Origin of the sequence: Brevibacterium zhoupengii, assembly GCF_021117425.1 — a bacterium.
Classification (GTDB): domain Bacteria; phylum Actinomycetota; class Actinomycetes; order Actinomycetales; family Brevibacteriaceae; genus Brevibacterium; species Brevibacterium zhoupengii.
The window spans coordinates 1604256-1622891 of sequence record NZ_CP088298.1 but is presented as its reverse complement, the minus strand read 5'-3'; the positions used below and the strand labels follow the sequence as shown (position 1 = coordinate 1622891).

At 63.5% G+C, this 18636-nt stretch carries 18 protein-coding genes; 10 read left to right on the top strand and 8 right to left on the bottom strand.

Annotated features, from left to right (window positions below; genetic code table 11):
• Positions 1-52: 52 nt before the first annotated feature.
• Positions 53-973 (top strand): LysR family transcriptional regulator, encoded by a 921-nt coding sequence (locus LQ788_RS07395; RefSeq protein ID WP_231446258.1) that lies wholly within the window; start codon positions 53-55, stop codon positions 971-973.
• Between the two features lie 14 nt (positions 974-987).
• On the opposite strand, the gene LQ788_RS07390 is transcribed toward LQ788_RS07395, so the two are convergent.
• A complete protein-coding gene (locus tag LQ788_RS07390; protein ID WP_231446256.1) occupies positions 988-1890 on the bottom strand; it encodes a LysR family transcriptional regulator in 903 nt (300 codons plus the stop codon).
• A gap of 64 nt (positions 1891-1954) precedes the next feature.
• Here LQ788_RS07390 and LQ788_RS07385 point away from each other — a divergent pair, with 64 nt between their 5' ends.
• From LQ788_RS07385 to nhaC, 8 genes are all read left to right on the top strand, one after another.
• Complete coding sequence (locus LQ788_RS07385) at positions 1955-3484, top strand: malate:quinone oxidoreductase (protein WP_231446253.1); 1530 nt, start codon at positions 1955-1957, stop codon at positions 3482-3484.
• A gap of 172 nt (positions 3485-3656) precedes the next feature.
• A complete protein-coding gene (locus LQ788_RS07380; protein WP_231446252.1) occupies positions 3657-5222 on the top strand; it encodes an ABC transporter substrate-binding protein in 1566 nt (521 codons plus the stop codon).
• Between the two features lie 2 nt (positions 5223-5224).
• Positions 5225-6325, top strand: coding sequence for an ABC transporter permease (locus tag LQ788_RS07375; RefSeq protein ID WP_231446251.1), 1101 nt, complete (start codon positions 5225-5227; stop codon positions 6323-6325).
• On the top strand, positions 6322-7263 hold the full coding sequence (locus tag LQ788_RS07370; protein WP_231446249.1) for an ABC transporter permease: 942 nt from the start codon (positions 6322-6324) through the stop codon (positions 7261-7263). The genes LQ788_RS07375 and LQ788_RS07370 overlap by 4 nt, the downstream gene beginning before the upstream one ends.
• Positions 7260-8051: an ABC transporter ATP-binding protein gene (locus LQ788_RS07365; RefSeq protein ID WP_231446246.1), complete on the top strand. Its 792-nt coding sequence runs from the start codon at positions 7260-7262 to the stop codon at positions 8049-8051. Before LQ788_RS07370 ends, LQ788_RS07365 begins: the two co-directional genes overlap by 4 nt.
• On the top strand, positions 8051-8869 hold the full coding sequence (locus LQ788_RS07360; RefSeq protein WP_231446244.1) for an ABC transporter ATP-binding protein: 819 nt from the start codon (positions 8051-8053) through the stop codon (positions 8867-8869). The genes LQ788_RS07365 and LQ788_RS07360 overlap by 1 nt, the downstream gene beginning before the upstream one ends.
• A gap of 36 nt (positions 8870-8905) precedes the next feature.
• Positions 8906-10048, top strand: coding sequence for a beta-aspartyl-peptidase (gene iadA, locus LQ788_RS07355; protein WP_231446242.1), 1143 nt, complete (start codon positions 8906-8908; stop codon positions 10046-10048).
• The gene (nhaC, locus tag LQ788_RS07350) at positions 10045-11487 is read left to right on the top strand and encodes a Na+/H+ antiporter NhaC (protein WP_231446240.1); all 1443 of its coding nucleotides are present in this window, start codon (positions 10045-10047) and stop codon (positions 11485-11487) included. Before iadA ends, nhaC begins: the two co-directional genes overlap by 4 nt.
• A gap of 52 nt (positions 11488-11539) precedes the next feature.
• Here the strand turns inward: nhaC and LQ788_RS07345 are convergent, their stop codons facing one another.
• A complete protein-coding gene (locus LQ788_RS07345; protein WP_231446238.1) occupies positions 11540-12463 on the bottom strand; it encodes a helix-turn-helix domain-containing protein in 924 nt (307 codons plus the stop codon).
• A gap of 18 nt (positions 12464-12481) precedes the next feature.
• Here LQ788_RS07345 and LQ788_RS07340 point away from each other — a divergent pair, with 18 nt between their 5' ends.
• Positions 12482-12892 (top strand): VOC family protein, encoded by a 411-nt coding sequence (locus tag LQ788_RS07340; protein ID WP_231446236.1) that lies wholly within the window; start codon positions 12482-12484, stop codon positions 12890-12892.
• 56 nt (positions 12893-12948) lie between these two features.
• Here LQ788_RS07340 and LQ788_RS07335 read toward each other — a convergent pair whose 3' ends face one another.
• The 6 genes from LQ788_RS07335 to LQ788_RS07310 form a co-directional block, all read right to left on the bottom strand.
• Complete coding sequence (locus LQ788_RS07335) at positions 12949-13647, bottom strand: hypothetical protein (protein ID WP_231446234.1); 699 nt, start codon at positions 13645-13647, stop codon at positions 12949-12951.
• Positions 13640-15178: a sodium/proline symporter gene (locus LQ788_RS07330; protein ID WP_231446233.1), complete on the bottom strand. Its 1539-nt coding sequence runs from the start codon at positions 15176-15178 to the stop codon at positions 13640-13642. The genes LQ788_RS07335 and LQ788_RS07330 overlap by 8 nt, the downstream gene beginning before the upstream one ends.
• On the bottom strand, positions 15175-15378 hold the full coding sequence (locus tag LQ788_RS07325; protein ID WP_231446231.1) for a hypothetical protein: 204 nt from the start codon (positions 15376-15378) through the stop codon (positions 15175-15177). The genes LQ788_RS07330 and LQ788_RS07325 overlap by 4 nt, the downstream gene beginning before the upstream one ends.
• A 207-nt stretch (positions 15379-15585) precedes the next feature.
• Positions 15586-17178 (bottom strand): molybdopterin-dependent oxidoreductase, encoded by a 1593-nt coding sequence (locus tag LQ788_RS07320; protein ID WP_231446229.1) that lies wholly within the window; start codon positions 17176-17178, stop codon positions 15586-15588.
• 78 nt (positions 17179-17256) lie between these two features.
• The gene (locus LQ788_RS07315) at positions 17257-17604 is read right to left on the bottom strand and encodes a hypothetical protein (protein ID WP_231446227.1); all 348 of its coding nucleotides are present in this window, start codon (positions 17602-17604) and stop codon (positions 17257-17259) included.
• A gap of 70 nt (positions 17605-17674) precedes the next feature.
• Positions 17675-18556, bottom strand: coding sequence for a LysR family transcriptional regulator (locus tag LQ788_RS07310; protein WP_231446224.1), 882 nt, complete (start codon positions 18554-18556; stop codon positions 17675-17677).
• Positions 18557-18636 lie beyond the last annotated feature (80 nt).

The following is an 18636-nucleotide window of genomic DNA, read 5'->3' as shown; positions in this document are numbered from 1 at the left end:
ATATTAAGTTCAATCAAAACTTATTTACATCTCTATAAGCTATGCTTAAACCATGAGTTCAGCGCCCTACAACGTCGATCGGCTCCTCCTGCTGCTTCTCGTCTATCGGACCGGCAGCCTGTCGGCAGCGGCGGACGAACTGGCCCTGTCCACCTCGGCGGTGTCGCAGCAGATCAGCAAACTCGAACGCGAAGTGGGACTGCCGCTCGTCGTCCGACACCCCAAAGGAATGCGCCTCACCGATGCCGGGGTCAAGCTCTCCACGTACGCAATGACGATCGACAACGCCCTCACCGCCGCACGCAATGACATGTCGGCATTCGCGCAGCTCGAGCGCGGCGAGGTTCGAATTGCGACGTTCCCGACATTCGCGGCCTCAGTGATGCCGAAGGTGCTCCAGCATTTCCACGATCTTCACCCCGAGGTGGACGTGACCGTGAAGAGCTACCGGCTGGACCGGATCCAAGAAGCACTGGAACGACGCGAAGTCGACCTAGCCACCCTGTGGGACTACCCCTGGACACCGATCGACCAGGAGATCCCCGTCCGCACGACCCTGCTCAAAGAGCCCACGAAACTGCTCATCCCCACATCGCATCCTCTCGCCAGACGCAGAGTCATCAAACTCGAAGAAGTCGCAGACGACCCGTGGATCACCCGCTCCTCCCACCCCGTCGCCTCGGTGCTCGGCCGCATCTGCCACGAGGCCGGATTCGACCCGCGCATTGTCTTCGAAGCCAACGACTATCAGGAGCTGCTCGGAATGGTCTCGGCCGGCCTGGGCGTCGCCATCGCCCCGAGCCTGGCCGTGCGCTCACACGGATCCGACGTCAAAGTGGTCTCGATCAGAGGCAACCCGGCGCCGCGTCGGATCGTGCTGTCACAGCTGCCCGAGCGCGTCCCGTCACCGGCTGTGCTGGCCTTGGTCCGATCTTTCCGCAAGGTCAGCAGCTCGAAGGAATGGCACAGCTGAAGCCCCTGCCGACGCTACGGAGTCGTCTCCCACTCCCTGGCACGCTCGTGGATGAAGTCGCGCAGGCGTCCGACGACGCGACTGGGTTGACGCACCGCCGAGCACAGTGAGACCTCGCGGACATAGTCACCGCCACGCAGCTCCACCTCGGCGATGCCTTCCATGAACCGCACATCGCGCGGGATCAGCGCCACTCCCATCCCCCGACTGACGAATTCGCGGATCGTGGAGAACTCGGTGACCTCGGTCTTGACTCGCGGGACGAACCCGGCCTGCGCACACCACTCGTCGGTGAGGCTGCGCAGGTTGTAGGTTTCGGGGTTGGCGATGAATTCCTCAACCGCCAACTGGGCCACGGTGACGCGTCGCCTGCCGGCCAGACGATGGTCGGCCGGCACTGCCGCCACGATCTCCTGGGAGGCCAGGACCTCATGCGGCAGCTCGACCGGGGTCGGGATGATGATCGCAAGGTCAAGTGCCCCCTTCTGCAGATCACGGACGAGCTCAGCGCCATGTGCCTGCCTGAGATCGAGCCTGATGCCCGGATGCCGCGAACTGAAGGCGGCGAGCAGATCGGGAATCCGGCCAGCCCCCATCGTCAGCGGAAAACCGAACCGGATCGTGCCATGGTCGGGATCGGCCGCCTCGGCGAGGTCGGTGATCGCCGTTCCGATCTCATGCAACGGCCCCCTGATCGAATCGGCGAGCTCACGTGCCGCCGCAGTCAGGCTGATCGCCCGGCCGTCGGGAACGATGAGAGGCACGCCGAGGTGGTCCTCGAGTCCGTGGATGCGTCGACTCATCGTCGACTGCGGGATGCCGAGGACCGCCGCCGCGTCGGTCATATGCCCGTCCTGGTCGACGAGTTCGAGCAGTGCCGTCAGCTGTGGGAACTGACCAGACAGCGATTCATCCATATTCGGATTGTATCGATGTTCTTCTTCATTGGACGGATGATTCTTCAAGGCTCATGGTGAAGTTATGAAGCGAAGCCCCGCCACACTACAGCAGCTGCCCGACGCCGATGTCGTTCTCATCGGCGGAGGCATCATGTCAGCGACCCTGGGGTCGATGCTCGCCGAGCTCTCCCCCGATATGCGCATCGTCGTCCTCGAGAAGGCCAGCGACATCGCTGGGGAGAGCAGTGAGGCCTGGAATAACGCGGGCACCGGGCATTCCGGTTTCTGCGAACTCAACTACATGCCCGACCCCGGCAACGGAACGAAGGCCGCCTCGATCGCTTCGCAGTTCCACCTCAGCCGCCAGTGGTGGGCGCACCTGGCTCAGACCGGCTGCCTCGACCCGGCCGAGTTCATCCATCCCACGACCCACATGAACCTCGTCTTCGGCAAGTCCGATGTCGACTACCTGCGCCAGCGGGTGGAGACCCTGTGCGCCGATCCGCTGTTTGCCGACATGGACTTCACCACCGATCGCAGTGAGATCGCACAGTGGGCGCCTCTGACGATGGAAGGCCGCACAGATGACGGTGAACCGATCGCAGCGGCCAGGAACGTGCGCGGGACCGATGTCGACTTCGGCGCCCTGACCCGAGGACTCCTGCACGTAATGACCGAACAGGCCGCCAATGAGATCCTCACCAATCACGAGGCCACCGGACTGCGGGCGACGAAGGACGGCTGGGCCGTCAGCGGGAAGACCGCGAACCCGACAGCGGCCACTCGCGCCGACTCGATGCCGGCCAGAGAATTCGCGATCAACTCGAAACACGTGTTCGTCGGCGCCGGCGGGTTCGCCCTCAAACTCCTGCAGAAGAGCGGAATCCCTGAGGTCAGAGGCTACGCCGTTCTGCCCGTGGGAGCCTCCTTCTACCGCAGCGCCACCCCCGCCGTCGTTGATCGGCACGATGCCAAGGTCTACGGTCAGGCCGCAGTCGGTGCTCCTCCGATGTCGGTGCCCCACCTGGACAAACGCATCATCGATGATGAGGAGCACCTGCTGTTCGGCCCCTATGCGACGTTCAGCACCAAGCTGCTCAAGCACGGTCGCCTCAGTGACTTCTTCACCACCCTGCGAGCAGACAATCTCCATGTCATCGCCGCCGCAGGACTGCAGAACCTCGATCTCGTGAAGTTCCTCATCAAGGAACTCACGGCGAGTCCGAAGAAGAAGTTCGCACAGCTGGCCCGCTTCTACCCGAAGGCCAGGTTCAACGAATGGACACTGGTACCGGCCGGACAGCGGGCACAGCTGGTGAAACCGGACCCGAAGAGAGTCGGTGTCCTGCAGCAGGGCACCGAGCTCGTCGTCGGCGCCGACGGCTCCATCGCCGGGCTGCTCGGAGCCTCGCCCGGGGCGTCGACGGCCGTGCCGATCATGCTCAACCTGCTGCGCTTGGCCTTCCCCGCCCAGTGGCATCGCGGCTGGAAGGACGTCATGAGCCAGGCGATCCCCGACATCGACAGAACGGACTGGGACGCCGAGGCGGTTGCGGCCAGTTGTGCCGCATCTGACCTCGCACTGGGCCTGGGCACATCCGTGCGAAACTGAGCGGCCACCTCGGCGGCGGTCAGACTCCACGACGCGAAGGTCAGGCCTCCCACCTGGTGAGACATTGGCAGAATGCCACAGCAGAAAACACTCAGCGTTGTGGCATGGCTGATTGAACGGGGACCGATTGGGATTTAGTGTGAGCTACAACACCTACCGTAAGGAATCTCACATGAAGGTCCGCCTCCCCCGCCGAGTGCTCGCAATCGGTTCCGCTCTCGCTCTTACCTTCAGTCTGGCTGCTTGCAGCGGAGGGGACCAAGGCGGAGGTGATGCCAGCGACACGCTGGTGGCCGAGACCGCGTTCAACCTCAAGACGATCGATCCCCACCGTCAGTTCGAGTTCACCGGGTCGACGATCGACACTGCGATCTATCAGACCGCGCTGGAGTTCGAAGACGGCGACCTGACCAAGCCGACCGACGGCCTGTGCTCCTTCGAGATGTCCGATGACAACAAGAAGATGACGCTGAAGCTCAAGCAGAAGGACGCGAAGTTCTCCAACGGAGACCCTGTCACCATGGATGACGTCGTCTTCTCCTTCGAGCGGCTCAAGGGCATCAAGGGCAATCCTTCGTTCTTCCTCGACGGTGTCTCCATCAAGAAGGTCGACGACGAGACCGTCGAACTCACCAGCAAGAAACCCAATCCTGCCCTCCCCTACATTCTCCCCAACGCCTCGATCGGCATCGTGAACTCGAAGGTCGTGAAGGAGAATGACGGCACCACCGACGAGAAGGACGGTGCAGAGGCCTTCCTCAATGAGAACTCGCAGGGCTCGGGACCCTACAAGGTCGAGAAGTACGATGCCGACAGCCAGGTCGTGCTGACGGCGAACGAGCACTACAACGGCCCGGAGCCGAAGTACAAGCGCGTCGTGCTGCGCAATGTCTCCGCAGAGACTCAGCTGACCGACATCCAGTCCGGCCAGGCTCAGGTCGCCTACGACCTCAACGCCGAGCAGGCGAAGCAGATCGATGACTCCATGGGTGAGATCGCGAGCCTGCCCTCGACACGCAGCCTCTACATCTTCAACAACACCGACGAGAAGATCGGTGGACCTGCCGCCGATCCGAACTTCCGCAAGGCCGTCATGTCTGCCATCGACTACGACAAGCTCACCGACCTCGCCGGCGAAGGATCGCAGCGCATGGGCAGCCTCGTGCCCAACGAGTTCGTCGGTGCCGTGCCGAAGGATCAGGCTCCGGAGCAGGACCTTGACAAGACGAAGAAGCTGCTGAAGAAGGCCGGCTACGACGGGGAGAAGATTCCCTTCCACTACTCAAGCGACCAGGCAGTCAACGGTGTTGATCTGGCTCAGCTGGCCGAGACCCTGCAGGCTCAGCTGAAGGAGGCCGGCATCAATCTGGCGCTGAAACCGGCACCGAGTTCGACACAGCTGGATGGATTCCGTTCGGCCAAGCAGCCCATGGGCATCGGCACCTGGGGTGCTGACTACCCGGATCCCACGAACTACAACGTCTTCATCCCCGGCGGCAGCGTCGCCGACCGCGTCAACTGGAAGTCCGATCCGAAGCTGGAGAAGCTCGCAGCTGAAGCGGAGAAGGCCAAGGAAGGCGACCGTGACGCCGCTTATGCCGAGCTGTACAAGGCAACCACGGACACCGCCGTTTGGATTCCTCTGGTCCAGCCCGTCAACACCGTGGCAGTGGGATCGAGCATCAACAAGTACGTGTCCAATGCCGACATCTCATTCGACTTCGCGAAAGCTGAGTGAGGATGTCGGTCTCAACCACCGATAGCTCCACCGCCCACCCGCCGAGCAGCGACGAAGCACAGCGCATCAAGCCACCGCTGCTGCCTCCACTGCTGCGTTACATCCTCATCCGGATCGGAATCAGCCTCATCCTCATCTGGGGTGTCACAGTTGTGACGTTCCTGATGACCAACTTGGTCCCCACCGACCCGGTCGCCGCCATCCTCGGCGACCGGGCGGCCGCGGATCCGGAGATCGTCGCCGCCACCCGCGAGCGCCTCGGCCTCGACCAGCCGCTCATCGTCCAGTACTTCACGTATCTGAGCAACCTGCTCCAAGGCGATATGGGTGTCTCCAACCAGACACGAACACCCGTGCTCGAATCCATCGGCCAGGTCTTCCCTGCCTCGATCGAGCTGGGCATCGGAGCCATCCTGATCTCGGTCATCATCGGCCTGCTCCTCGGTCTGGCCAGCGCACTCAAGCAGAACACGATCCTCGATCACGCCATCCGGGCCTTGAGCCTCATCGGCATCTCGGCTCCCACCTTCTGGATCGCCGCGGTCGGCTACTACGTCTTCTTCTTCAAACTCCGCGTCGTTCCCGGCGCCGGACGCCTCGACCCGTGGATCACCCCACCGCCGAGAGTCACCGGCCTCTACACCGTCGACTCTCTCCTGGCCGGCCAGATGTCGACCTTCGTCAACGCCTTCGGGCACCTGATTCTGCCCTCGTGTGTGCTGGCCCTGTTCACGATCGGCCTGCTCACCCGGTTCAGCCGCTCCAGCGTCCTCGACATCATCCGTCTCGACTACGTCACCGCCGCCAAGGCAAAGGGACTGCCGGCTCGCACGGTCGTCTTCAAATACATCTTCCGCGGTGCTCTCGTCCCGATCATCACGGTCGTCGGCCTGGCATTCGGCTCACTCCTGTCCGGCGCAGTCCTGACAGAGACCGTCTTCGCCTGGAACGGCCTTGGTCAGTATGCCTTCCGCGGTGCGACGACACTCGACCTGCCCGTCATCATGGGAGTCGGTCTCGTCATCGGCATCGTCTACATCATCGTCAATTTCATCGTCGACCTGATCTACGGCTTCGTGGATCCGAGAGTGAGGGTGCGATGAGCATCGGGACCCCCAAACAGCCACCGACGAACACCGATTCCACCACCGCCGAGGTGGCAGATCGCAATCCTGTCGACCGCGGTGTCAAACGGTGGCAATTGCGTTTTCCCAAGGCACTGCGCACTCCGCTGGGTTTCATCGGAGGCATCATCCTGGCCATCTGGCTGATCGTGGCGCTGTTCGCGCCGCTCCTGGCACCGTTCAATCCGCTGGCGCAGGACTTCCCTCGGCTCAGTGCGCCGGGAGGCGAAAACCTGCTGGGCACCGACACCTTGGGTCGTGATGTTCTCTCGCGACTCATCGTGGCCGCACGCACCACCTTGCCGGCCGCCGTCTTCGTCGTCATCTGCTCGGCGGTGCTCGGATCCGTCCTCGGCGCGATCGCCGGCTACTTCGGACGCGCCGTCGATGAGATCATCATGCGCATCGCTGACCTCGTCTTCGCGTTCCCCACCATCATCCTCGCCATGGTCATCGCCGCGGCACTGGGACCGGGCCTGAAGAACGCCATCATCGCGATCCTCCTCGTCTCCTGGCCCTCCTACGCCCGTGTCACCAGATCGCTGGTGATGTCGGCACGCAACAGCGAATACGTCGTCGCCGGCCGGCTGCTCGGCTTCAGCGCCGGGAAGTCACTGGTACGAGAGATCTCACCGAACGTGCTCTCCCCAGTCGTGGTCCTTGCCACCCTCGATGTGGGCTCGGCGATCCTCACGATGGCTGGTCTCTCGTTCCTATCCCTGGGCGTTGTGCCACCGACACCGGACTGGGGAGCGATGATCAGCGAGGGAGTCTCGCAGTTCGCTGCCTGGTGGATCGCGTTCTTCCCGGGTCTGTGTATTCTCACGATCGTGATGGCCTTCAACTTCATCGGAGACAGTCTGCGTGACTCCCTTGACCCGCATACGGCGCAGGAAGTGGGAGAGACCACCTCATGAGCATGATCAGCATCAAAGACCTCAACCTGTCGGTGACAACTGGCAAGAACGAGAAGCACATCCTGCGCAATGTCTCATTCGATCTGGAGGCGGGAAAGATCACCGGCGTCGCCGGAGCCTCCGGTTCGGGAAAGACGCAGACAGGTCTGGCGATCATGGGCCTCTCCCCCGCCGGTGCCCAGCTGAGCGGCAGCATCGACTTCGACGGCACCGAGCTGGTGGGGATGCCGCCCAAGGTCCACAATCGCCTGCGCGGCGTGCAGCTGTCGATGGTGTTCCAAGATCCGGCCTCGGCGTTCCATCCCATGCTCACCATCGGCGATCAGATGACCGATCACTACCGGCATCACAAGAAAGCTTCGAAGAAGGAGGCCCTTGAGCGCGCCGTCCACATCCTCGAGCGCACTCACGTCCCTCACCCTGATGAGGCGATCGGGAAGTACCCGCACCAGTTCTCCGGCGGTCAGCTGCAGCGCATCGCGTTCGCCTCGGCGATCATCTGCGACCCCAACGTGCTCATTGCCGATGAACCCACCACAGCCCTCGATGTGACGGTGCAGGCCGGAATCCTGCGCCTGCTGCGCGAACTCTGCGATGATCTCAACCTGGCCGTCCTCCTCGTCACACACGACTTCGGTGTCCTGTCCTCGGTGGCCGACACCATCGTTGTGATGAAGAACGGGCTAGTCGTCGAGACCGGAGATCGGGAACCGGTGATCACCGCACCGCAGCATGAGTACACCAGATCGCTCATCGAATCATTGCCCGGAGCGGAGGTCTCACGCTGATGACAACCACGACAACGACCGAGGACACGCCTCAACCAATCAAAGCGCCGCTGCTCGAACTCGACCACGTCTCCTGCGAGTACAAGCTCAACGGCGGCGGCCGGTTCCGGGCGGTCAGCGACGTGTCGTTGCAGCTGGGTCATTCGGAGGTGTTGGGCCTCGTGGGCGAATCCGGCTGCGGGAAGTCCACGCTGGCTAAGCTCATCTGCGGACTCGAGAAGACTGCCGGTGGCACCATCACCTTCGACTCCCATCCGGTGAAGCCTCTGGGTCTTGGCCGTCGGCCCAAGAACCTGTTGGGAGTCCAGATGGTCTTCCAGAACCCCTACGCATCGTTGAACCCGCGCAGGCGCATCAGGGATCAGCTCACCGACGCACTCGCCCTCGACCCGGAACACAACTGGACCGTGGAATCTCTCCTGGAAGCAGTCGATCTGCCCGTCGATGCTGCGCAGAGGTACTCCCACTCTTTCTCCGGTGGGCAACGGCAGCGCATCGCCATCGCTCGTGCGCTCGCCGCCGGACCGAAGGTGCTTGTCGGTGATGAGCCGATCGCCTCCCTGGATGCGTTTCTCCAGGCCAGGATCGCGCGGATGATGAGGGACCTGGCCATCGACTCCGGTGCATCGATGATCTTCATCAGCCACGATCTCTCGGTCGTGCGTGACATCGCGGACCGAGTGGCCGTCATGGAGGCAGGTAAGATTGTCGAGGTCGGTTCGACGGAACAGATCTGGAATGACCCGCAGCATCCCTATACGAAGAAACTGCTTGCGGCCATTCCGAAGGTCGACGGCAAGGGAATCATTCCCGGATAACCGCTGCACGCTAAGCCCCCAAGGAGACGACGACATATGGTGACATTGCTGCGCGGGGCCGAGATCTACGCCCCGGAACGGCTCGGGAAGCAGGACATCCTCATCGAGGGGCAGCAGATCACCTTCATCGGTGATGTGAGTGCCGAAGCTGTCAGTGCGCTCCCCAACGCCACCGTCATCGATGCCCAGGGGCTGACAGCCACTCCAGGTTTCATCGACCCGCACGTCCACATCGCTGGCGGCGGAGGCGAAGGCGGCTACGCCAACCGCACCCCCGAGATCCGCATCAGCGACATCGTAAGCGCCGGAGTCACCACCGTCATCGGGTGCCTGGGAACCGACGGTGTGACCCGCAGCCACGCCGATCTCCTCGCCAAGGCCCGAGCCCTCGAGACTGAGGGCATCTCCACCTTCATCTACACGGGCAGCTACCAGGTCCCGGCACGAACTTTAACCGGTGCCGTCGTCGATGACGTCGTCCTCATCGACAAGGTCATCGGCGTCGGCGAGGTCGCGATCTCGGACCGGCGTTCATTCCAACCCACCGTCGAGGCTCTGGCCGAACTCGTCAGCCAGTCGCACGTCGGCGGACTGCTCTCCGGCAAAGCCGGAGTCACCCACTTCCACGTCGGACCGTACACTTCACGCCTGGCCCCGCTGCACCGACTCCTCGACGAATATCCGATCGCACCACAGGCCATCTACGCCACCCACATCACCCGGTCCCCCGAGCTTCTGGCCGACGCGGTGGACCTGGCGGCCAAGGGTGCCACGGTCGATATGACGGCCTCGTCGACAACGACGAAATCATTGCGACGCTACATCGACCTCGGCGGGGATCTCAGACGTCTCACCCTCTCCTCCGATGCCAATGGAAGCCTGCCGGATTTCGACTCCGATGGACGACTCATCGGCATGGACGTGGCCAAGCAGACGACCCTGTATGACCAAGTGTGGGCGTGTGCCGACCTGCCCGGTGTCGAGCTGTCTCAGGCTCTCTCCCTCGTCACCTCCAATACGGCAGATGTCCTCGGCCTCGAGAACAAGGGGCGTTTGCGCCCCGGAGCCGATGCCGACATCCTCCTCACCGATGACAACCACACCATTGCGCTCGCCTTCGCTCGGGGACGGGAGGTCGTCCGCGACGGCACACCACAGATCCAAGGAACCTTCGAATGAGCCACGAGCACGACACGACGACTCTTTCCGACGCTGTCGAGGAGAAGCGTCCGCCCTTGGGTTGGTCGCTGGTGCCCCTGGCAGCGATGCTCGTACTGCTGGCGGTGGGCTACGGCGTTCTCGGGCTCGCACCCGAACCGCTCCTGATCCTCTCCGCGATCATCGCCGGCCTGGTGGCTCTGCGGATGGGGCTGAGCTGGGAGGAGATGCTGCTTGGCATCAGGGAGAAGCTCGACACTGCGATGCCGGCACTGCTCGTGCTCATCTCGATCGGCATTCTCATCGGCACATGGATGATCGCCGGCACCATACCGATGATGATCTACTACGGCCTGGGGCTCATCAGCGCACAGTTCATCGTCCTCATCGCCTTCGTCATCTCCGCGATCGTCTCGGTCATCACCGGCACCTCCTGGGGCTCGGCCGGAACGGTGGGAGTCGCCCTCATGGGAATCGCCGCGGGCTTGGACGCCCCGATGGCGGCCACCGCGGGCGCCATCGTCGCCGGTTCGTACTTCGGTGACAAACTCTCACCGCTCTCGGACACGACGAACCTGGCTCCGATCGCTGCCGGCACCACCTTGTGGGAACACATTCGGCACATGCTCTACACCACGATCCCGGCCACGGTCGTGGCGCTGGCACTGTATCTGTTCGTCGGCATCAATCAGCAGTCCGGTGGGACCGATTCGGACCAGATCACTGCCGTCACAGGAACCTTGGACAGTCTCTTCTCCTTCAATGTTCTTCTACTCCTGCCGATGCTCATCGTCCTCGGCGGAGCGGTTCTCAAACTGCCCACGCTTCCGACGATCATCGGCTCGTCTTTGGTGGCCGGTATCCTCGCCGCGATCTTCCAGAAGGTCAGCATCGAATCGATCTTCGCCTCCACCGTCGACGGGTTCACCCCGGACATGCTCGAGGTCGGGTCCTCGACTCTGAAGAATCTGGATCCTCAGGTCGTCGAGTTGGTCTCCCAGGGCGGGATGGCGTCGATGACCGGTGTCATCCTCATCGCTTTCAGTGCCTTCGCCTTCGCCGGCATCATGTCCAAGTCCGGTGCTCTCGAGACCATCATCCGGTCTCTGCTGAAGTTCGTGAAGCGCACAGGTGACCTCGTTCTCTCCACGGTGGTCTCATGCCTCACGATGGCCGTCGTGACCGGCAATTCCTACCTGTCGATCATCGTCCCGGGCGAGCTGTTCAAGAAGGCTTACGCCGACCGAGGTCTCGACGCGAAGAACCTCTCCCGGACGCTGGAGGATTCCGGCACGGTCGTCGTTCCGCTCATTCCTTGGTCCTCGGCAGGCGTCTACATGGCAGGCGTTCTGGGCGTCTCCGTCCTCGACTACGCCCCGTGGGCAGTGTTCTGCTATGTCGGCTTCGCCTTCGCGATCATTCTCGGATACACCGGAATCGGCATCGCCAGACGCCGCTGACCTAGGATGGTCCCGACTGTGCCTGGCACGGCTCATTCCGTACCACCCTGATTCACTGCTGTGGCTGGCCGCTCCTCTCTTGAGCGCTGAGATATTCGCTCGGCGTGTAACCGGTGACCCTATGGAAGTCCGCGGTGAAGTGAGACTGGTCGAACCATCCGAGGTCCGCGGCCAGATCGCCGAATGCTCCGTCCCACCCCCGGTCGAGGGCTGCGATGGCGTCCCGGATCCGGGCACGGACCAGGATCTGTTTGACCCCGACACCGCAGTGATCCTGGAACAGCCTCTGCAGCGACCGTTCGCTGGTGTCGGTGCGCAACGCCAACTCGCCGAGGTTGACGATCGTCGGGTCATCGAGCAGGCCGAGTATCCGACGAAACCTGGCGTAACCTTCGGTCATCTGCGGGCGGAATGACAACAGCCAACTCTCGATGACCTCCACTGCAGAAGCCAGTCCATCCGCGACGCCGAGGTCATCGCCGACAGTGAGTTCATCCACGACGGCCAGGGCCTCATCAATGCCCGGGAACCAGCTCCTCGCGGGCACCGTCGTATCCCGAATCGTCGCGGGCCCTTCGTTCGCGAAGGCCACAGTCCCGCCGAGGTGGAAGTTGATTCCGACGACACCGCCGCGACCGAAGAGTCCGACATCGAACCGCTGCCCAGTCACCGGACCAGTCAGCCAGATACCTGGACCACTCGTATTTGCCCGGTGGATGTCACCGTATTCGACGGTGAGATTGATCGTCGGCTCCGAAACTGTCGCCGTCTGATAGCGCTCTCCGTCCGACAGATCCCAATTCACCGACCAATACCGTTTCACCCACGGGCGCAGCTCTGCGGCGATCTCGGTCACCGCCGAGTAGTGAGCGTGCTCGAGCATCTGAGCCGGTTTGAGCACCCGCCCGTAGAAGTGGTCGGGCGGCGGGGCTTGCTTGCTGTGTGGCGGGTTTTTCCTATCGACGACGTCGTCCATGGAACCAGAATGGCAGACATGACTGATACAGAGATGAAAACTACCGATTCCACCACTGCGAGCACCCCTGTCGCGAAGCTCGCGATGGTCACCCTCGACGCTCCGGATGCTGCGGCGCTCGGCGACTTCTATTCAGCTGTGCTGGGTTGGCCTGTGGCGTATTCCGATGAGAAATACGCCATGCTCACCGGCCCCAGCAATGCACTGGGTATCGGGACGATCCCGGACTACAAACGCCCGGAATGGCCCGACGACGGGCACAAACAGTTCCACTTCGACCTCGCTGCCGATGACATCGAGGCTGCGGCCGCCAGCTGCGTCGAACTCGGAGCGACCCGCGCCGATCCGCAGCCAGGAGATACCTGGGTCGTTCTCCTCGATCCGGCCGGGCATCCGTTCTGCCTCACCGACGCGAAGAACTGGGGCTGACGCATCCGTACCACCACGGTCGCTGTTCCATCGAGGCGTCCCCGCGGGGACGCCTGTCAGTCCTGTTCGAGCCTCTCCACCCTCACAATGTAGTGCGAGGAATCGAGTCCGTCGACGAGGATCGTCGCCGCGAACTTCTCATTGGCTCCGGTCACGATCCAATTCGGTTTGAGGATCCCCCGAGGTGGCGCCACCTCGTCGAGGGTGATTCCCATGCCCAGCTTCACCGTTTTGAGCACCTTGGTCCGCACCAGTGAACGGGCCGTTCGTGAGACCTCGAAGAGACTCGGTCTCGGACCTGCCTGGTTCGAAGTGTCGAAAGCGGCGTCCCACTCGGCAGCGTCGACGGGCGTGCCGCGCGGTTCGAAGTCGGCGATGAAGCCCTTGCCCGAATACGCGTTGACGAGGACATTCATGCGCTGCCCGACCCCAGGCCCCGAACCCCCACCGGCACCCGCACCAGTGCCTGCACCCGCACCTGCAGCACCATTGCTCAAAGGCTTCCTCCGGGAGCGAACGAAGATGCCTCGAGTGCGGGCAATGAGCACCGTCCACCAGAACGGGTGGAGGACTTGCCGTGCCTCGGCCTGAGCGCCCGGGAGCTTGCGCGCGAACACGGCGAGCGCCTCGGCGGCCGTGATGTGCGGGGTCAGACGCAGTGCAGGCTCAGTGACGCCTGCCGGCTGAGGAGTCCCGGTACTCTGATCGGACGGTTCCTCTCCCCGATCAGCACCGGATTCCGGGTGCTCACGCATCCTTGGGCACCTGAGCTGCCAGCGCATCATTCTGGCCGGTGAGCATGTGAGCGGGGATGGCACCGATCTTGTCGGTCTCCTTCAGCGCCGCGACGACGTGTGCCGGTACCGGGTGGGACTTCTGCGTGGCCAGGGACACGAGGATGAGGGCCAGGGTCGAGCAGACGATGCCGATGCCCATCGGGTCGACGCCGGTGACGTCGACGAGTCCGGTCAGCTGCCACACGACTGAAGACACGGTGCCAAGCACCATCGAGGAGATGGCCCCGGGAACGTTGGCCTTCTTCCACCATGCTGCGGCGACGTAGACGGGGACGAATGCGGCACCGAGCACGGTCGTGGAGAAGATGACCACCTCGGCGACGGCCGGTGGATCGTTGACGGCCACGATGTAGCCGATGATGGCCAGGATAAGGACGGTGAAGCGTGAGACCCACACGGACTGACTGTCGGACATGTCCTTCTTGACGAACCGCTGGAACAGATCCTGGCTGGCGATCGTGCCCGACTGCAGCAGCAGCGCGTCCGCAGTGGACATGATGGCCGCCATGATGCCCGCCATGACGATGCCCACGGCGAAGTTCGGCAGCACGGTGTCTGCGACCTGGAAGACCGCGAGTTCCGGGTTGTCGAGGTTGGGCAGGAGGATGAGCGCCATGATGCCCACAATGTAGGGCGCGGGGATGAAGAGCAGGTTGAAGCCGGTGGCGTACATGCTCGCCGTGCGGGCAACCGAGGGCCGTTTCATGGCCATGTGACTGACGTTGACGTGCGGCCAGCCCATGTAGCCGATGGAGAAGACGAGCACGGCACCGATGATGACGCCCCACTGCACGGAGCCGAAGCCGTCAGGTCCCCACATGGTCAGCAGGTTCGGGTTGATCTCACCGACTGCCTCGTTGCCGGCGGTCCATCCGCCCACCGCCTGCATCGTGCCGATGAGGATCCAGACCATGCCGATGAGCATGATGATCGCTTGGACGAAGTCGGTGTAGGCCACGGCCAGGTAGCCGCCGAGGAATGTGTAGAAGACGATGACGCCGACGGCGATGAGCAGGGCCCACGCGTACGGGATGCCGGTGACCATCTCGAGTCCGCGACCGCCGGCGATGAACTGGCTCATGACGTAGAAGAAGATGCAGAACACGGCGACCGGAGCGGCAATCGCCCGGATCCATTTCGACGGGTACCGGTGCTCGAGGTATTCGATCGAGGTCAGCGACCCCAGGATCTGGGAGAGTTTGCGCATCCGCCTGCCCAGGATCGACAGGTTGAGCACACCGCCGCCGATGTCGCCCATCGCGTACCAGAGCGAGAAGTAGCCCTTGGTGTAGGCCAGGGAGCCGGCGCCGAGGAACATGTAGCCCGACATCGATGAGGATTGCAGGCGCAGCGCGGTCACCGCGGGGCCGAGGCTGCGCCCGCCCAGGAGGTAGCCTTCGCTGTCCTTGTTGCCGATCTTGAGCGTCCACACGCCGATGCCGGCCATGGCGATGAAGTAGATGACGAGGAACCAGGTTTCGAGGTTCATGCCGCTCCCCCGTTCTCAGGTTCGGAGCGGTGCCCCGGCGCCGAGGTGGCCGGACCGGATCCGCCCGCCGTGAGCTGGTCTTCGGCGACGTCTTCGGCCTTCCAGCCGCGGGAGAGGTAGACGAACGTGAGCGTGTAGATCACCCAGATCGCGGGGATGCCGAAGATGATGGCGACAGTTGCCGCCGGGAGACCGAACATTGAGACCACCTCATTGTGTCGCTGAACAGGGCTGGCGGTGTCGGAACCGTGCCGAGCCACAGGCTGCGTGGGGCGACCTGGGCTTCCACGGGGCTCACCACCATGTTGAGGCGAGAATACAACGTTTTGTCAGATAGTTCTCAAGCTTCTCGGCCCTGAGGTCCGACAGCCTCGGCTTTTGACTGTCCGCAGGTGGGACTCGGCTGCTCAGGCGACGGTGAAGTCCCTGTCGTGGAGACCGGTGGCGCTGCCGGGGATCGCGGGTCTGCGTTCGGAGATCTGGACGTTGCCGTCGGCATCGACTGCTCTCACCGTCACGGTGTGGCTGCCCGACTCAAGGTCATCGAAGGTACAGCGCCACTGCCGCCAGGTGTCGGAGTTCAGCTCTTCGCTCAGTTCGGCGGTGTGCCAGTCTCCGCTGTCGATGCGCACCCGCACCTCTGAGATGCCGACGTGCTGGGCCCAGGCCATGCCTGCGGTGACGATTTGGCCGTCTTTGTTAGGGCTGACCTGGGCACCGGCGCGGGGGACGTCGACCCGGGAGGCCACGAGGATGGGCCCGTGGGTGGACCAGCCGCGCGTCGTCCAGTAGGCCTCTTTGTCGGCGAAGCGGGTGACTTCGAGTTCGGTGACCCATTTGGTCGCGGAGACGAAGCCGTAGAGTCCGGGCACGACGAGTCGGGCGGGGAATCCGTGGTCGCGGGGCAGCGGTTCGCCGTTCATGCCCACGGCCAGCAGGGACGCGCGATCGTCGGTGAGGGTTTCGAGTGGCGTGGAGGCGGTGAAGCCGTCATCGGAGGTCGAGAGCACCATGTCTGCCCCGTCCTGAGGTTTGGCGCGTGCAAGCAGTTCGCGCACCGGGTAGCCGAGCCAGGTGGCGTTGCCGACGAGGTCACCGCCGACCTCGTTCGAGACACAGGTCAGGCTGACTCGGTGCTCTTCCAGCGGCAGTTCGAGCAGCTCGTCCATGGTGATCGTGACTTCCTCGTCGACCATTCCGTGGATGCGCAGGGACCAGGAGGCCGCGTCGAGTGCGGGTGGGATGAGCGCGGTGTCGATGCGGTAGAAGTCGTCGTTGGGGGTGATGATCGGGGCGAGTCCTTCGATGTCCAGATCTGCTCCCGCTGGGATCTTCGGCGCCGAGGTGGCCGGCCGTGGCAGCACCAGCTTCGTCACCGCTCCTGCCGCATTTCGAGCAAGGATCGCGGCCGACTGTCCGGCCGCGATGGCGGCGATTCCGACCGCGCTCAGCCCAGCCGCCAGACCGAAGAAGGTACGGCGGTCGGTGCCGGGCTGTAAATCCGTTCCGGGGTGCACATCGGCGCTTGTGGGTACGTCGGTATCGACTGGGCCTCCGGACAGCTGCTCGGCCCGACGTGCGAAGCCGATGAGCCCCACATAGGCGGCGCATCCCAGCCCCACACCTACGAGTGCCGGTATGGCGTCGAGGAACGATCCTCCCGTGCTCAGCAGCACGACGACGGGCAGGACGCCGAGGCCGATGAGGAGCACGAATGACAGTGCCCGCCGGTGCAGGCCGATCCGGCCGATCACGCCGCCGAGGATTGCTCCGACGATGACGATGGTGATGACGAGCGCCAGCTTGTCGTTCGTCCCGAAGATGCTGATGGCGGTTTTGATCATCGCGGTGGGCACGAGCGGGATGATCGTCTGTCCCAGGATCAGCAACGGCGCCGAGGTGGCTGAGAAGGCACCGGAGATGAACTCGCCGGCACCGAAGTACACGAGGGTCGCGACGATGCCTGCGAGGGTGAAGAGCAGTGGACGGCGATCGGTCATCACGGTGGTGCACCTTCTTGGGACAGCGGCTGGTGTCCTCGATTATCCTCCCCCGCCGGCTTCAGCGCGCCGACGATTCTAAGCCAGTTCGCGGCGCAGTCGGACTGCGGCGTCGAGCAGCTGCTCCAATCGTTCCTGCCGCTGCGTCTCAGGCAGGCCTGCTGACAGAGCCATTCCGTCTTCGATGAGGACGACGACCTGGTCCGCCAGGCTCTGATCACCCAGGTCCGGGACACTGCGACCATCCGAGCCGATCGATGAGAACCGGGCGAGCGCCTCGGCGATGGAGTCTCTTCTGGACATGGTGCCAGCGTCGGTGGCGGGAGAATTTGGGCCCGCCTCGGCGAGCTGACGAGGGTTGAGACCGATGATGCGGATGCGCAGACGCCGAACCTCTGTCTCAAGATCCGCCACTGCTGTGCTCATGAGCCCATAATAGTCCGGGTGCGCGCCAGTTCCCGACTGCGCCCGTCTCCGAGGTCGGGCCCGTAATTGTTCAGTCCCCGGGGACGGTGAGCCCGGCGTCACAAACAGCATCGTGGAGGAACGCCATGACCCTGTCGGTGACCTGCCAGCGCAGCTGCGCAGCTGGCAGCACAGTCCAGTAGCTGCCGTGGAAACTCATCTCCTCTGGCAACACTCGCACGAGCTCGTTATGCCGACCGGCAGTGTACGTGGGCATCACCGCCAGCCCCACTCCCGCCAGAGCCGCCTGCTCGTGGACATTGAGGCTGTTCGACTGCAGTCGGATCGACGTCGGCAGCTTCGTCCGCAAGGTGTCGTATTCGGGTGCCACAGGATCATCGGAGTACCAGGCGATGACGTGGTTTTCCAGGTCTGCGAGGTCATGGATGGGTCGATGACGGCTGAGATACTCCTCGGTCGCGAACAGGCCGATCTCGTAACGTGCCAGCAGCTTCGAGCGCACCGACGGCGATGAGGGTCGCGAGCGCACCACCGCGACATCGTAGGACACCCCGTCTCGGGAGGCTAATGAGGGGGCGGAGACGATGCGCAGGATGGCCCGCCCGTCGGCGAGAAGCGGCCCGCACCGCGGGGCGAGTATCGTCGAGGCGAAGCCGTCGGAGGTGAGCACGGTCCATTCCTCGGGGCCGATCTGCGTCGGGTCGCCGTCGGTGAAGACATCGTAGCCGAGCGCGAGAGTTCGCGCCGCCGGCAGCAGGCTCTCCCCGTTTGCGTTCAGCTCCCACCCGGTCCGTGTGCGCGTGAAGAGCCGCATGCCAAGGGCATGCTCGAGGCGCTGCACTCGCCGGCTGACGGTCGTATGATCCACACCGAGCTCGGTTCCGGCGCGGGCAAGGGTGCCGGCGTTGGCCACCACATGGAAGTACCTGACATCTTCCGCGTCCACCTTCATGCCAACGATCCTCCTCGATACGTCTCTCTCAAAGACTCTACCGGGTGCCCCGACCTCTGTTCGACGCGTGAACCGTGGCC